The following is a 15,174-nucleotide window of genomic DNA, read 5'->3' on the forward strand; positions in this document are numbered from 1 at the left end:
GGCAAGGTCTTGCACAAAATTATTTCAATCTCGAACTGTAATTACAGTCAAAAAATCAATGTAGATTCACAAGATAAGTTGACCATTTATAGGGTTAATTAAACTTATTATGCCTATTTTTATTAAATGTTTGAGTTTAAAAATAAAACTATTATGATGAACTCACAATGATTAAAAAATAATCTGAAAAATTATAAGTAGGGAAAAAATGGATAACTTTATTAATCGCCTCAAATTATATATTGAGCATGTTAAACGTGTCGGTGCGCATTGCTCAACTGAAGAAACCACCAAACAAGCACTTATATTGCCACTTCTGGATATTTTAGGCTTCAGTCCTTATGATCCAACGAAAGTACTGGCAGAGTTTGCCGCTGATTTTCCTGGTGTCAAATCAACAGAGCGCGTTGACTACGCGCTATATTGTAATGGTCAACCGGTTATGTTTATTGAAGCCAAATCTTATGCAAGTAATTTAACAAATCACGCACCACAACTCTCCCGATATTTTAACTCTACTCTGGGAGTGACCATTGGCGTCATTACCAATGGACGTGAATGGCGTTTTTTTACTGACCTCATTAATCCAAATATTATGGATGAAAAACCTTTTCTGGTTGTTGATTTCACTAAACATCAAGCCGAAGAACTGACTCAATTAGCAGAATTCAAACATGATAATTTCCATGTAGAAAAATTACGATTTTTTGCCGAAGAGAATCAGTATATCCAACAGTTTAAAGCGGTAATCAAAAAATCAATTAATGAAGTCGATATTGATTTTGTACGTTATGTTGCTCAGCAAGCCAATATTCCAAGACAGCTCAATACAAAATTCCTTGAATCAATTCAACCCTTCGTTAAACAAGCAGTCGAACGTGCAATTAGCGATACGGTTTTAAAAGGCTTATCTGCACCCACCGTCATTACAGCACAACCCATTGAGCAACAAACTGAATTAAGGACTGATGAAGTTTCAGAAGAGCCGACTCCCTCAAATCTTCAACAAGACATTATATATCCTCAGAATCAAAGAATTGTTACCACGGTAGATGAACAAAGCTTACAAAATATTATCCATGAACTTTTTCCAGACCATGAACTCACCGGAAAAGATACGGAGAGCTATTATTCCATTCTGTATCAAAGTAAAAATAATAGATGGTTATTCCGCTATGATGTGAACCGAAAACGTCCTACTGTTCAATTTATTGTTCCCATTGATGAGAGACATAAACTTGAATTAAATAGAGCGGGTCTAGAAGTGTTAAATAATGGACAAATTTATCTGGATAAACCGGAGCATATTTATAGAGCCGTAGGGGTTTTAAAAGATTGTTTAGATTTTTGCATGAATGATGAAAATTTCAAAAGAACCGCCCTAAGTTAGTCAGGACGCGCAAGCGTCCTTGATGCTAGACAGATGTAAAATAAACAATACTACAACCATGCCCCTTACTGAGCTGCAAACCACTGATTTATAATGTACACAAATCAACTTATTCTTCACTTTGGCCATCTGCTTGCATGAATATGACGAACTATAAAAGTAAATTATTTTTGGGGTGTGGATTATTGTCAGGCCTATGGTTGAATAGCCAGAGTCTATACGCCCAGACTTTGAGTTTTCAAGACGCCGAAAAACAGTTATTGCAGTCTTCTTACAGCAGTCAGGCCTATCAAAGCTTGGAACAAGCCTCGAAACTTGAAGCTGAAGCGGTAAAAGGTTTGGGATTACCACGTGTCGATCTGAATGTGCGTGCTTATGCCTTTCGTAATGAATTAGATATTCCTTTGGGTGCTCTTAAAAACAACCTGGAGCAATCTCTCACCAATGGCTTAAATAATAAAATTGATGAGTTTAATTTAGCTGCGAATATTGCCAATCCTTTAAAAGAAGGTTTACAACAACCGATTCATGATGGTGTAGGCTTAATTCCCGATACCTCCAAGGTCGTACTCGAAGATCAAGTGATTCGTCCTACCGTGTCCATGATGATGCCGCTTTATACCGGTGGTTTGACTCATAGCGCCAAGGAGATTGCCAATCTTCAGGTCGGTCGCAGTCAGCTCAGTAATCAACAGCAACAAGACACGCAGCGTTTCGAACTGATTCAAAGTTATTTTAATGTGCAACTGCAAAAGCAACTCCATGCAGCAGCAGTATTTAATCTGAATGCCATGCAACAGCATTATCGCAATGCCTTAAAAATGGAACAGCAAGGTTTTATTAGCAAAGGCCAGCGCATGCAGTTTGAAGTGGCGCGTAATAATGCCGAGCGCAGTCAGCAAAATATGCAAACCAATTTAAATGCCAGTCTATTTCAACTGAATAATCTGCTGCAACAAAGCAGTATCACTGAACTGTCGACACCTTTATTTGTCAATCAGACCGAGCCACAGGCTTTAAATCAACTACTGAAAACCTTTAGTCAAAACTCTGCGCTGATTCAAAAAATGCAGCTAGATACCCAATTAGCACAAGCCAATGTCAAAGCTCAGCAAGCAGCAAAAAAACCCAATGTCTTTGCTTTTGGTGAATATAGTTTGGATCAGAATCAAAACTGGATTGTCGGTGTTGCCGCACGCTATAACCTGTTTTCAGGGATTGATAAAAACAAAAATATTCAGGCGGCCGAGCTCAAACGCTATGCCACAGAACTGCTCACCTCACGCACCCAGCAAGAGATTGAAAACCTGATTTATAAATCTTATAGCGAAGCCTTGAGTGCACAGCAAAGTCATGCTTTGTTGGAACAAAATCTAAAAGCTGCGCAGGAAAATTTACGCATTCAAGAGTTGTCCTTTAAAGAGGATATCGGAACAGCAACACAGGTCATTGATGCCCAAAACATGCTTAGCGGGCTACGAGCCGAAACTGCCTTGAATGCCTATAAATATGTGATGTCACTGGCCACCCTGTTACAAAGCCATGGCTCGATTACCGAATTTCCCAATTATATTCAACACACCAATACTCACTATATTCGCTAATGGAGCCGAACATGAACGACGATCAAAAACCCAATGATCCTGTGAATGAAGCGGTTTCATCTACCGAAACAGAAAGCTCTCCCGCTCCACAGACCCAATCAGCAACGCTAGAGGAAAATCACGCGACGACCTCGACCGATGAGCAGCCTCCTGAAATCTCCAAAAAGAAAAAATATCTACTGCTGGCGTTGCTGCCTATTCTGCTGGCCGTGATTATTTTTGGATTATGGAAAAGCTATCAACCGACGCCGATTGAATTGCAAGGTCGTGTCGAGGCTGAAACGATTCAGGTGGCCACCAAAGTGCCAAGCCGGATTGAAGAAATCTATGTGGAAGAAGGTCAGCGAGTTAAAAAAGGCGATGTTCTGGTTCGCTTAAATAGCCCGGAAATTGCAGCCAAAAAACAGCAAGCTACAGCAGCCTTACAATCGGCTTTGGCCTTACAGTCCACAGCTGAACGTGGCTCGCAGGAAGAAAATGTCGCGAGTCTGTATGCCAACTGGCAATCGCTAAAAGCACAGCAAAATCTCGCCACAGTATCTTATCAGCGTGGGGAAAATCTATTTAAGGAAGGTGTGATTTCACGTCAGCGCCGTGATGAACTGTATGCAGCCAGTCAATCTGCGCTAGAAATGACTGAGGCCGCCTATCAGCAATATGCACGTGCCAAGCGTGGCAGCACCCCGCAGCAAAAGAGTTCAGCCGATGCACAAGTAGACATTGCCCAGGCTGCTCTAAACGAAGCCAATGCGCTAGAAGCAGAAACCGAATTGCTGGCCCCCGTCAATGGAACGGTGTCTAAAACTTATGGCAAAATATCTGAGCTGGTCGCAACCGCAGTGCCCGTGGTCAGCCTGATTGAAGAGAAGATGTGGGTAAGCCTGAATATTCGCGAAGACCAGTATGCTCCATTTCAAAAATTAGAAAGCATTCAAGGTTATATTCCAGCCTTGGATCAAACAGCCAGTTTTCAGATCAAAAGTATTAGCGCTGAAGGTGAGTTTGCCACCATTAAAACCACCCGCCAAACCGGCGGCTATGATGTGAGAAGTTTTAAACTGCATTTGCTACCGACACAAACCATACCTGAACTGAAAGTCGGTATGAGCGTATTATTTAAACTTAAAGAGACACCCTAATGTGGCTGGGTATATGGCGCGAACTACGCTATTTGCTCCGAGAAAAATGGGATCTGTGCCTGGTTACGCTGGCACCCGCTCTGGTAATTATTTTATTCAGCAGCATGTTTACGCAGGGCAAGCCTACTCATTTACCCATTGCCATTATTGATCAAGACCGAAGTGCGCTCAGCCGAAGCATCTATCAACATGTCTCGCTCAATCATACCCTTAAAATTGAAACGGTATCCCAGCAAGTCGCTGAAGTTGAACACCTACTGAATGAAAATAAAATTTGGGGTTATATCCATATTCCAAATGGTGCCGAACAACGTTTTGTTCGTGCTCAGGATGCAGAAATTAGCATTGCCTTTAACCAGAGTTATTTCAGTATCGGCAATACAATTTCTTCAGCCATGCTGGTGAGTACCTTACAAGCCCTAGCTGAGTTTACTGAACAGCACTATCTGGTGAATCGACTGCCCTATATCCAAGCACCGACACCACAGATCAAAATCTCACCTTTGTATAATCCGCAATTGAATTATGAGTTATATCTAGAACCTTATGTCATTCTCGCAGTTCTGCATTTACTGCTGTGTTGTTGTGTGGCATTTTCCGTCGGTCAGGAACTGAAGCGGCAGACCTTAACAAGCTGGATTAGCAACTCATCCATTTGGATGGCTTTAGTGTCTAAAAATCTGGTCTATGTGGCTATTTTTAGTCTATGGACTTGGGCGTGGATGTTTTGGATGATTGAAATTCGCGGCTGGTTTGTTGCCGGTTCGCTTGGTCTGATTTTATTGGCACAATTGCTGCTGTATAGCGCCTATGCATTTTTAAGCGCTGCGGTGGTGCTGGCCACCCAAGATTTAAGTAAATCTTTCGGCTTGATTGCTGTATATGGTGGGTCATCATTGAGCTTTGCCGGGGTGACTTTACCCTTAAATAATGCACCCCTATTCACCCAGTTTTGGGCCAATATTATCCCCTTTACTCCTTATGCCAAATTACAAACTGAACAATGGATGATTGGCAGTCCAGTGCAGATCTCACTGCAAGCTGTATGGATCTTGCTGGCCTATGTGGTGGTGTACGCACTGCTAGCCTATATTTTTCTCAAGAAAATAGCCAAAGGAGCAGCCTGATGAAATCCCTTTGGTTTTATTATCTGCGCAGCTTTAAAGATATTGCCAGCCACGGCGCTATCTTTACCACACTGATTTTATCGGTCTTGTTTTATAGCTTCTTTTATCCCTTTGCTTATCAGGCACAGCAAGCCGAAGCCTTACCAATTATTATTGTTGATGCAGAACAAAGTCACTTGAGCACGCGGATTATTGGCCAAGTCCATCAAAGCCCGAATGTTGAAATCAAGGCGATTACCAGCAATTTCGCCGAAGCCAAAACATGGGTTGAATCGCAACAAGCGGATGGGATTTTGCTGCTACCGGACAATTTATCGCAAACGTTAAGGCATGGTGAAACGGGTGGAATAGGACTGTACTTAAGTGCTGCCAATTTTTTAGTCACCAAACAGATGGGGATCGGTTTAGCGACCTCTCTTGAGCAGACCTTGGCAGACTATGCTGAACGTTTTGGCCAGGTTTCAGATTTTTCTCCTGCCCTATCAGTGCATCAGATTCCATTGTTTAATCCGCTCTCCGGCTATGGCAGTTATGTCTTTCCTGCGGTCGCCCCTCTCATCATTCATCAGACCATTTTTTTAGGTTTGAATATGCTGATTCTGATGTACCGCGAAAGAAAAGTGCAGTTAAACTCAAATGCGTTGATTGGGCTATGTTTAGCGATATTGAGCATTGGCTGTCTGGGTTGTTTTTATTTATTTGGATTTACCTTTTGGTTATTTGATTATCCGCGAGGGGGTAACCTATTCGGCATGCTGCTAGCTGTGCCGGTTTTCGTTTATACTGTGATTGGAATCACCTGCCTATTTGCCAGTTTTCTGGATATGCCGGAACGCGCTGGACATGTAATTGTTTTTACTTCTATCCCTCTATTTTTTTTATCCGGTGCTGCCTGGCCACATGCAGCTATGCCCATCTGGATGCAAGTGATCGCTGAGATACTGCCTTCTACCCAAATGGTGCAGATGTTTATTCAACTGAATCAGATGGGTGTACCGACCGCACTGATTTTGCCTAAACTGATATATCTGGGGCTGATAGGCAGTTTATGTTTTTTCTTGGCTTATCGACGTTTGATTCAAGTGAGTCAAAGCAGATAAAGCATTGGATTTATGCTGCCATCAACTTATGGATTAAGATTCGCCAAAGACCTGAATATTAAAATTACGAATCTTGTTGCTACCATTCGGCTGGTCGAAACTGACATCATACTGCACCAGATTATTTGGATAGGCAATTTCATAGCTGATCTTATATTGGCCAGGCTGGTTGGTTGCTTCTTCAATCTGCTTGGTCATTAAAGTTTTAGACTTATATTCACCTTTCGGAATTGAACGTGAAAAGCGTTTCATCAGCTTTTCGTTGTCCTTAAACTGTGTTTGCAATTGCGGCTCTAGCTGATCCAGAAACTCGTCATACTTCCCATCACGCAAATCCTCATAGGCCAGCTGTGCTGCCTGTTCCTGCTCAGGACTTGGGTTTGGGATATTGTCCATTGAGTTACAGCCACTTAATGCAACTGCTGCCGCTAACAACATTGATTGGGTTTTCATCGCTTACCTTCATTCAGTCAAGATTTATAAAAAAGGACGCCGAAGCGCCCTTTTTATCAATAGAACACTTATTCTTCTACTGAGTTTTCACCATCTTTTTCAACATGTTCAGCTACTGCATCTGTTTCAGTTGCTACATCTGTTTCTGCTACTAAAGATTCTTCACCTTCAATCGCTTCAACAAACTCATCTTCTTCAACAGCTTCAACTGAAACCACACCAACCAGTAACTCTTCATTACCGAGACGGATCAGACGAACACCTTGTGCATTACGACCGGTTTGAGCCACTTCAGAGGCACGGGTACGAACCAAAGTACCGCCATCGGAAATTAACATCAGCTCTTTAGATGCATCAATCGCTACTGCACCGACTAACTGACCATTACGTTCTGAGGTCTTGAGTGCAATCACACCCTTACCGCCACGTTTCTTGGTCGGGAAGTCATCCACCGGGGTACGTTTACCATAACCATTTTCAGAAGCACACAATACTTCGCCAGTTTCAGGGACAACAACTAAAGATACAATCCGGCTGATCAATGCTGAATCTGCAGCATCTTCATCATCAGACTCGATCTCAGTTTCTTCGCTTTCTTCCAGCAAGGCTGCTGCACCGATGGTCACGCGCATACCGCGCACACCTTTGGCTGAACGACCCATTGAACGTACATCAGTTTCTGCAAAGCGAATGGCTTTACCTTCGTTCGAGAACAACATGATTTGCTGTTCGCCGTCAGTAATCGCAACACCAATTAAAGTGTCATCGCCATTCAGTTCAATCGCACGTAAACCGTTTGAACGCACATTCGAGAACTGTTCAAGTTCTACACGTTTAATCGTACCGTATTCAGTCGCCATAAACACATAGAAGTTTTTACGAACCGCTTCAGCCTGCTGTGCAAAATCATTGATGATGTCATCATCAAGATCGGTCGTTGAAAGTTCTAAACCTAGCTCTTTCAATTGAACACGAAGTGCATCAGAAATATCATCCGCACCCTCTTCAGATTCAGCAAGTGCCGCTTCAAGTGCCGTAAAGTGACCATTAATCACTTCATTGCTTTGCAGTTGTGCAGCATTGGCTTTTACGAAGGCTTTGAAGTCCGCCAGACGTTCTTTGAATTTCTTCGGTGCATCAATCACCGGTAAAATTGCGGTAATGGTCTCGTTTTCGTCTAATGGCAACAAGTTCACCATTGGGCGACCTTTGGCACCACGTGATGCTTGTGGCACTTCATACACTTTCAGACGATAGACTTTACCAACGTTGGTAAAGCAAAGTACCGTCGCATGACTTGACGTCACAATCAGATGTTGAATGTAATCGTCTTCTTTCATGCTGGTCGCAGACTTGCCACGGCCACCACGACGCTGTGCGGCGTAATCAGACAATGGTTGAGTTTTCGCATAGCCTGTTTTTGAAACCGTCAGCACCATTTGCTCTTCAGGAATCAGATCTTCACGAGAGAAATCGATACGTGATTCAACAATCGACGTTTTACGTGCATCGCCATATTGCTGAAGAATTAACGCAAGCTCTTCACGAATCACGTTCATCAACAGATTAAAATCATTTAAAATTGCAGTCAGTTCAGCAATTTGCGCCAGAATTTCGCTATATTCAGCATGTAACTTGTCTTGTTCAAGACCGGTTAAACGATGCAGACGCAGTTCCATAATCGCATTGACTTGGGTTGGTGACAGACGATAAATATCGCCATCCAGACCAAACGGACGACTTGGGTCTTCACCTTCAATCTCATCCGGACGTACAGAAACTGAGCCAGCTTTTTCTAGCAATGCCAATACACCGCCACCTGCCCACTCACCTGCCTGCAAACGCTCACGCGCTTCAGCCGGGTTTGCAGAACTTTTGATGGTTTCGATGATGGCATCAATATTCGCCAGAGCAACGGTTAAACCTTCCAAGATATGACCACGTTCACGCGCTTTGCGTAATTCGAACATGGTACGACGCGTTACCACTTCCTGACGGTGACGGATAAACGCTGCAATAATATCTTTCAGGTTCATCAGTTTAGGCTGGCCATTGTCCAGGCAGACCATGTTGATGCTGAAAGAGTTTTCAAGTTGCGTGTTCTGGAACAGGTTGTTCACGATCACTTCGGCGTTTTCGCCACGTTTCAAGTCAATCGCGATACGCATACCGTCTTTATCCGACTCGTCACGCAGCTCGGAAATACCTTCCAGTTTTTTCTCTTTAACCAGTTCAGCAATACGCTCAATGGTTTTTGCTTTATTGACCTGATATGGAATTTCCGTAAACACGATCGTGGTACGGCCATTCTTTGGATCTTCTTCGAAGTGATACTTGCCACGGATGTGTAAACGGCCTTTACCGGTACGGTAGGCATCTACGATGCCCGATTTACCGTAAATAATACCGCCTGTCGGGAAGTCCGGACCAGAAATGTGTTCCATCAACCCTTCGATGCTGATCTGGGGATCATTGGCATAGGCCAGACACGCATTCACAACTTCAGTCATGTTATGCGGCGCCATATTGGTCGCCATACCCACTGCAATACCGGTTACACCATTAACCAGTAAGTTCGGTACACGGGTGGGCATCACCTGAGGAATACGCTCAGAGCCATCGTAGTTGTCTTCCCACTCGACGGTATCTTTTTCAAGATCCGCCAAGAGTTCGTGGGTCAGTTTACGCATACGCACTTCGGTATAACGCATCGCTGCTGCGCTGTCGCCATCGACCGAACCAAAGTTACCCTGACCATCGACCAACTGGTAACGCAAACTGAAATCTTGTGCCATACGTACAATGGTTTCGTATACAGCAGAGTCACCATGCGGGTGATATTTACCGATCACGTCACCGACGACACGTGCAGACTTTTTATAAGCTTTGTTATAGTCATTGCCTAATTCGTGCATTGCGAAAAGCACACGACGATGAACAGGTTTTAAACCATCTCGTACATCGGGCAATGCACGTGACACAATCACGCTCATCGCATAATCGAGATATGAGCTTTTAAGTTCATCCTCAATGGCAATCGGTCTAATTTCCGATACGCTCATGCATACTCCTTATTCTACAAGCCAGTTTTGGCTTGTATTTATATGTCGTAAAACTAGCAAAATCATTAACTCAAACGACTGAGTTAAAAACTAAAATACAGCCCTAAATTATAGCATAAACACTTGTATTTTTGTGTCGAAATATTCAGCTTAACCTTGTTAATTATCTTCATTTTAGTGGTCATTTTCCTGTTATTTCAGCGTCAAAAACAAGTGCACCACATCCATATTTTTTCGCACCCGAAATATACATAAAAACAGCAGTGCAAAAAAAAGATGCACACACAAAATGGGCATCTTCCTTAGATTTAATCTGTCTTTTAATGCGCTTGATTCAGTATCTTGCGATAAGTCAGCACCGCCACAATCAATAGAATCGGCAATAGCATCTCCACCCCTTCCTCAATGGTCATGATCATGACCTGGGTATGTGGTATGAGCTGAATATTGAATTCCTCCCTGAGGGTTGACGTCGTGCGATCCAGAACCTTGCTCAGTCCGCCACAGGCAATGGTCAGGAAGATAAAAAAATGCGCAATATTCAAAGAATCTTTCATGCTGCGTATGGTGTTTACCAATTTTTTTGCCAGTACCATAAAGAGAAAAATAATCCCGAGCAATAAAATAAAGCCCAGCAGCTTGTCCATGAGCGGAATTTCAGCACTGCGATAGAAATTGGTTTTAATAAAGCTGTCGTCAAACAGTCGCTTATGAAAGTCCATTTCCCTGAAGCCCAACAATATCGCAGCAGCAGCGGTAAATATCCGGGTATTCAGTTTAATTTCAGTATTTAGCAGACACAGCATGGCCAGCAAGTACCATAGCCAAGGACTAAGCACTTCAAAAGCGCCCGACTCACTGAATAAATACTGGGTTACTGACAGCGGTGCATTCAACGCAGTATGCACACAAATACTCACATAGAGCGCAATCAGCAGGAAACTAATAAACAGGATATGAGCGGTTCTGGAAAAGGACATGATCAAAACAGGAGAAAAAGCAAAGCAGGATTTTATCACTTTTCATCCAAATCACATACTCTAGTTTCGACTGCCGAGTATCTTTAAAAATTTTCCAATAAAAAACGCCTCTTGGTACAGAGACTAAGAGGCGTTTTAAACTGTATTCAGGAATTAGATTTTAGAAACCAATTCAGGAATAACAGTGTTCAAGTCACCAACTAACCAGTAGTCAGCCACTGCATTGATTGGCGCTTCTTCATCTTTGTTGATCGCAACGATCACTTTAGATTCTTTCATACCGGCCAAATGCTGAATTGCACCAGAAATACCGACAGCGATGTACAGGTCAGGTGCAACGATTTTACCGGTTTGACCAACCTGCATATCGTTAGGAACGAAGCCAGCATCTACTGCAGCACGTGATGCACCTTGTGCAGCACCAAGCTTGTCCGCCAATGGATCAAGGATCGCGTGATAGTTCTCACCAGAACCCACACCACGACCACCAGACACCACGATGCGAGCAGCTGTTAATTCAGGACGCTCAGACTTTACGATTTCTTCGTTGATAAACTTAGAAATGCCTGCATCGCCAGCAACAGTCGCAGCTTCTACAGAGGCAGAACCGCCTTCAGCAGCAACAGCATCAAATGCTGTACCACGAACAGTTGCCAGTACGACATTTTCGCCTGACTCTACAGTTGCAATCGCGTTGCCTGCATAGATCGGACGCTTGAATGTTTTAGGACCATCGACTGCGATGATGTCCGTAATCATGCTCACATCAAGAAGCGCAGCTGCACGTGGTAAAATGTTTTTACCAGTGGTAGTCGAAGCAGCAAGAATATGGCTATAACCTTTACCTAATTCAGCAACCAGTTTCGCTACGTTTTCAGCCAGCTGGTTTGCATAAGCAGCATCATCAGCAAGTACGACTTTGCTTACACCCGTAACTTTCGCTGCTTGATCAGCAACTGCTTGAGCGCCAGAACCAGCAACCAATACAGTGATATCACCACCGATTTTTTGCGCCGCAGCAACAACGTTTAAAGTAGCAGCGTTTAATGCTTTGTTGTCGTGCTCAGCGATAACTAAAATACTCATGATTTTTATCCTTCTGTATTAGATCACTTTCGCTTCGTTTTTCAATTTTTCTACAAGCTCGTCTACAGACTTCACTTGTACGCCAGCTTTACGCTCTGCAGGTGATTCAACTTTTACTGTTTTCAGTTTAGTTGTGGTCGTTACACCAAAATCTGCAGGCGACTTGTTATCAAGCGGTTTTTTACGCGCTTTCATGATGTTTGGAAGCGCTGCATAACGTGGCTCGTTCAAACGCAAGTCAGTGGTAATAATGGCTGGAAGTGCAAGTTCAACAGTTTGTAAACCACCGTCTACTTCACGTGTTACTTGTACTTTGTCGCCATCTACTTTCACTTCAGAAGCAAATGTACCTTGGCCCGCACCCATTAGAGCGCCAAGCATCTGACCAACCTGATTAGAGTCGTCATCAATGGCTTGCTTACCTAGAAGGATTAATTGTGGTTGTTCAGCTTCAACAACACCTTTCAGGATTTTAGCAATTTCTAGCGCACCGAGCTGGCTGTCATCAGCTTCAACCAGAATACCGCGGTCAGCACCAAGCGCCATTGCAGAACGGATCTGTTCTTGCGCTTCTTTAGGACCAATAGAAACAACAATGATTTCTGAAACAGTTCCTTTTTCTTTTAAACGAACCGCTTCTTCCACTGCGATTTCACAGAATGGGTTAATTGACATTTTAACGTTGGTTAAGTCAACACCACTGTTGTCCGGTTTAACACGAACTTTAACGTTGGCATCAACCACACGTTTTACAGCAACAAGAGCCTTCATGTAATCCTCGGCTGTTTTAGCAAATGTAAATGTTGAGAAAAGTTAGTGTAACTCTTCACTTAAATTTTTTTAGGTGCCCTATCTTGCAATGTGTACGGCATTTCGGTCAAGTCACAATTCAACAAAGAGCTGTAAAAATGCGTAAATTTACCTGAACGATGCGTTCACAATTAATTGTTATCCATTTATTACAATGAAATGTATAAACATTTACTTAAAATTTAAGCATTGATTTATATTATTTTTTTATTTGATTAGTCACATCAATAGTTCTGATTGAAAAGCTGTACGCAAAATAAAATGAAAGTAGTTGGCAGCAAAACTGGCAGGATGAACCCACAATCATATTTGTCATTTTAGACAGAAATCTTCTTTGAAACGGATTTGGCCCACTAAAAAGACCAATTGACTGAATAAGCAACCCGCTCACTTATAGATATGCTGGAAAAGTCATCTCTTTTTCAAGTGCTTTTAACTATAAAAAAAGCATACTGTGAAAAGTATGCTTTTTTGAATCGGGCTTAATTGATGATGAGCCAGCTTGCTGCAAGCGCCAATAAACCACCAGAAGTTCCGTCTACCCATTTTTGTTTACGTTCATCAATCTGGGTTTTCTGGCTGATTTTGCTGAACAAAATACTTAAGCCACAATACACCACAAAAATCAGACCAATAAAAATAAAGGACAGAATCAAACCTTGACTGACAGTATTGGCCGATTTATCAATAAACTGCGGCAAAATCGCAAAATAAATCAGCATGCCTTTCGGGTTTAATAACGCAGTAAAAAAACCTTTTTGAATCGGATTGGCTGACGTCTTTTTCTCAATGTTCAGCACATTTTTACTGAATACTGACTTGAACAGGCCAAAGGCCAGATACAGCAGATAAGCAATTCCGAGCCAGCGAATCGTTTCAAACAGCACCGGAAAGGACACAATAATCGCGGCAATTCCGAGTGCGACCAGAATCGAATGCACCAGATAACCACAACACACACCGACAGTCGCCATCATGCCTGCTTTTGCATCTTTACCCATCACTTGAGACAGGATAAATAACATATCGGGTCCAGGCGTAAAAATCAGGGGAAGCACGGTCAGTGCAAAGAGTACAAATACAGACATTTCCTTTTCCTTTCAAACTCCAGAAAGTGAAACAAGTATCTGCGATTTTTTACAAAATTGGCTTTCAATTTATTTTATAATAAGTCTTATTTTTCGAATATTATTCTAATTTATGAAAATATCCACCAAGTCTGTGCGAGTAAAACTTGATCGAATTGATAAAAATATCATTCGACACTTACAAGCCAATGGCCGTATTCAGAATAATGATCTGGCGCGGGAAATTGGACTTTCACCTTCCTCCTGTTTGCGGCGGGTCAAATTACTGGAAGATGCGGGTGTGATTCAGAATTACACCACCATTGTCGATCAACAGAAAATTGGCTTTCAGCTGATTTTGTTTTCACGGATTTGGCTGGTCGGTCAAGATGCTGAAACCATTGACACCTTTATTGAGGCCATGAAAGAACTGCCTCAGGTGATGGAGTGCTATATCATTTTGGGAGAGAGTGATGCCATGCTGAAGGTTGTGGTGCCTGATCTGGAAAGTTACCGTAAATTCCAGTCGACCCATCTGACTAAAAAAAATGGTATTACCAGTGTTAAAACCGATTTACCTAGTCAGATTATTAAACAGAGTTTCCAATTGCCTTTAGAAGATTTATAAACGAATGGATTAAGAATGGCGACGGCGTATTTTTAATTCCAGCGCTAAATAATCATAGCCAGCTTAAAGCACCCGCTATGTTGCAGATAGATAGATCGCAAGTTTGACGATAAGAAAAATATCAGGTTGCCTTGTTTAAAGACAACCTTTTTCTTGAGTAAAGCCGAGATACTAGGGAGTTTAGGCAGTTACCTGTGCTAAAAAATCACGATGAATATGGCTTAAATCCACCAATTCATAGTCTGATAATTCAAAAACTGTCCAAATCGCAATCGCATCTTCTTTTAAATCGACCGCTTGGGTGGCACGATTCGACACTTGCCACTGTAAATCAGAAATCCATAAATAGTATTGTCCTGTCATTGCATTAAATGCCTGAACTTTACCATCGGCATTAATCCCTTGAATGATGGCACCTTCAGGTAAAGTCGCTGCAAGACTCGGTAAGCTAATGTCCACAAAATGCTTGATTTGTCGCAAACCATAACCTGCAAACATTTCTTTTTGAGCTGCGCTTAACTGTGCATATTTTTGTTCTATATCTGCAATCACTATTGTGTCCATATCAATTCCCATCCGCCAAATGCTGAGACTTTGCTCAGTCATACTTCATTTTAAATATTAATTACTCGTTCTTGTTATACCTGAAATGGCGCATTTAACGAATAAGACAATAGTGAAATGCCCAACAGAACGCCAGCTTTCAGTTCAATTCCATTTTAAAATTT

General features: G+C 42.3%; 13 protein-coding genes. 6 read left to right on the forward strand and 7 right to left on the reverse strand.

Features of this window, described 5'->3' with window-relative positions; genetic code table 11:
* The first annotated feature begins 208 nt into the window (after positions 1–208).
* The 5 genes from LOZ91_RS02800 to LOZ91_RS02820 all read left to right on the forward strand — a co-directional run bounded on the left by LOZ91_RS02800 (position 209) and on the right by LOZ91_RS02820 (position 6,360).
* Positions 209–1,390 carry a type I restriction endonuclease gene (locus tag LOZ91_RS02800; protein WP_244782627.1) on the forward strand — a complete coding sequence of 394 codons (1,182 nt, stop codon included), beginning with the start codon at positions 209–211 and terminating at the stop codon, positions 1,388–1,390.
* Between the two features lie 137 nt (positions 1,391–1,527).
* On the forward strand, positions 1,528–2,994 hold the full coding sequence (locus tag LOZ91_RS02805) for a TolC family protein (RefSeq protein ID WP_244782628.1): 1,467 nt from the start codon (positions 1,528–1,530) through the stop codon (positions 2,992–2,994).
* Positions 2,995–3,005: 11 nt separating this feature from the next.
* Entirely contained in the window at positions 3,006–4,133 is a 1,128-nt protein-coding gene (locus tag LOZ91_RS02810) for a biotin/lipoyl-binding protein (protein WP_180075271.1), read from the forward strand.
* Positions 4,133–5,260: an ABC transporter permease gene (locus LOZ91_RS02815; protein WP_244782629.1), complete on the forward strand. Its 1,128-nt coding sequence runs from the start codon at positions 4,133–4,135 to the stop codon at positions 5,258–5,260. Before LOZ91_RS02810 ends, LOZ91_RS02815 begins: the two co-directional genes overlap by 1 nt.
* Positions 5,260–6,360, forward strand: coding sequence for an ABC transporter permease (locus LOZ91_RS02820; RefSeq protein WP_244782630.1), 1,101 nt, complete (start codon positions 5,260–5,262; stop codon positions 6,358–6,360). Before LOZ91_RS02815 ends, LOZ91_RS02820 begins: the two co-directional genes overlap by 1 nt.
* 33 nt (positions 6,361–6,393) lie before the next feature.
* On the opposite strand, the gene LOZ91_RS02825 is transcribed toward LOZ91_RS02820, so the two are convergent.
* From LOZ91_RS02825 to LOZ91_RS02850, 6 genes are all read right to left on the reverse strand, one after another.
* Positions 6,394–6,813, reverse strand: a complete 420-nt coding sequence (locus LOZ91_RS02825; protein ID WP_005169984.1) for a hypothetical protein — start codon at positions 6,811–6,813, stop codon at positions 6,394–6,396.
* Positions 6,814–6,881: 68 nt separating this feature from the next.
* Complete coding sequence (gyrA, locus tag LOZ91_RS02830) at positions 6,882–9,875, reverse strand: DNA gyrase subunit A (protein WP_218209260.1); 2,994 nt, start codon at positions 9,873–9,875, stop codon at positions 6,882–6,884.
* A gap of 320 nt (positions 9,876–10,195) precedes the next feature.
* The gene (locus LOZ91_RS02835) at positions 10,196–10,855 is read right to left on the reverse strand and encodes a hypothetical protein (RefSeq protein ID WP_244782631.1); all 660 of its coding nucleotides are present in this window, start codon (positions 10,853–10,855) and stop codon (positions 10,196–10,198) included.
* 153 nt (positions 10,856–11,008) lie between these two features.
* The gene (locus tag LOZ91_RS02840) at positions 11,009–11,941 is read right to left on the reverse strand and encodes an FAD-binding protein (protein ID WP_005169982.1); all 933 of its coding nucleotides are present in this window, start codon (positions 11,939–11,941) and stop codon (positions 11,009–11,011) included.
* Positions 11,942–11,959: 18 nt separating this feature from the next.
* Positions 11,960–12,712, reverse strand: coding sequence for an electron transfer flavoprotein subunit beta/FixA family protein (locus LOZ91_RS02845; RefSeq protein WP_005097655.1), 753 nt, complete (start codon positions 12,710–12,712; stop codon positions 11,960–11,962).
* Positions 12,713–13,233: 521 nt separating this feature from the next.
* Positions 13,234–13,839, reverse strand: a complete 606-nt coding sequence (locus tag LOZ91_RS02850) for a LysE family translocator (protein WP_005097656.1) — start codon at positions 13,837–13,839, stop codon at positions 13,234–13,236.
* A gap of 112 nt (positions 13,840–13,951) precedes the next feature.
* Here LOZ91_RS02850 and LOZ91_RS02855 point away from each other — a divergent pair, with 112 nt between their 5' ends.
* Complete coding sequence (locus tag LOZ91_RS02855; RefSeq protein WP_004645712.1) at positions 13,952–14,446, forward strand: Lrp/AsnC family transcriptional regulator; 495 nt, start codon at positions 13,952–13,954, stop codon at positions 14,444–14,446.
* Positions 14,447–14,626: 180 nt separating this feature from the next.
* Here LOZ91_RS02855 and LOZ91_RS02860 read toward each other — a convergent pair whose 3' ends face one another.
* Positions 14,627–15,010 carry a hypothetical protein gene (locus LOZ91_RS02860; protein ID WP_034608955.1) on the reverse strand — a complete coding sequence of 128 codons (384 nt, stop codon included), beginning with the start codon at positions 15,008–15,010 and terminating at the stop codon, positions 14,627–14,629.
* Positions 15,011–15,174 lie beyond the last annotated feature (164 nt).

The organism is Acinetobacter sp. F-1 (assembly GCF_022869025.1).
GTDB classification, from domain to species: Bacteria; Pseudomonadota; Gammaproteobacteria; order Pseudomonadales; family Moraxellaceae; genus Acinetobacter; species Acinetobacter pseudolwoffii.

Bases quoted from the DNA above. Each gene is read 5' to 3' on its own strand.
- LOZ91_RS02800 (WP_244782627.1), top strand. From the start codon at position 209: ATGGATAACTTTATTAATCGCCTCAAATTATATATTGAGCATGTTAAA.
- LOZ91_RS02805 (WP_244782628.1), top strand. From the start codon at position 1,528: ATGAATATGACGAACTATAAAAGTAAATTATTTTTGGGGTGTGGATTA.
- LOZ91_RS02810 (WP_180075271.1), top strand. From the start codon at position 3,006: ATGAACGACGATCAAAAACCCAATGATCCTGTGAATGAAGCGGTTTCA.
- LOZ91_RS02815 (WP_244782629.1), top strand. From the start codon at position 4,133: ATGTGGCTGGGTATATGGCGCGAACTACGCTATTTGCTCCGAGAAAAA.
- LOZ91_RS02820 (WP_244782630.1), top strand. From the start codon at position 5,260: ATGAAATCCCTTTGGTTTTATTATCTGCGCAGCTTTAAAGATATTGCC.
- LOZ91_RS02825 (WP_005169984.1), bottom strand. From the start codon at position 6,813: ATGAAAACCCAATCAATGTTGTTAGCGGCAGCAGTTGCATTAAGTGGC.
- gyrA (WP_218209260.1), bottom strand. From the start codon at position 9,875: ATGAGCGTATCGGAAATTAGACCGATTGCCATTGAGGATGAACTTAAA.
- LOZ91_RS02835 (WP_244782631.1), bottom strand. From the start codon at position 10,855: ATGTCCTTTTCCAGAACCGCTCATATCCTGTTTATTAGTTTCCTGCTG.
- LOZ91_RS02840 (WP_005169982.1), bottom strand. From the start codon at position 11,941: ATGAGTATTTTAGTTATCGCTGAGCACGACAACAAAGCATTAAACGCT.
- LOZ91_RS02845 (WP_005097655.1), bottom strand. From the start codon at position 12,712: ATGAAGGCTCTTGTTGCTGTAAAACGTGTGGTTGATGCCAACGTTAAA.
- LOZ91_RS02850 (WP_005097656.1), bottom strand. From the start codon at position 13,839: ATGTCTGTATTTGTACTCTTTGCACTGACCGTGCTTCCCCTGATTTTT.
- LOZ91_RS02855 (WP_004645712.1), top strand. From the start codon at position 13,952: ATGAAAATATCCACCAAGTCTGTGCGAGTAAAACTTGATCGAATTGAT.
- LOZ91_RS02860 (WP_034608955.1), bottom strand. From the start codon at position 15,010: ATGGACACAATAGTGATTGCAGATATAGAACAAAAATATGCACAGTTA.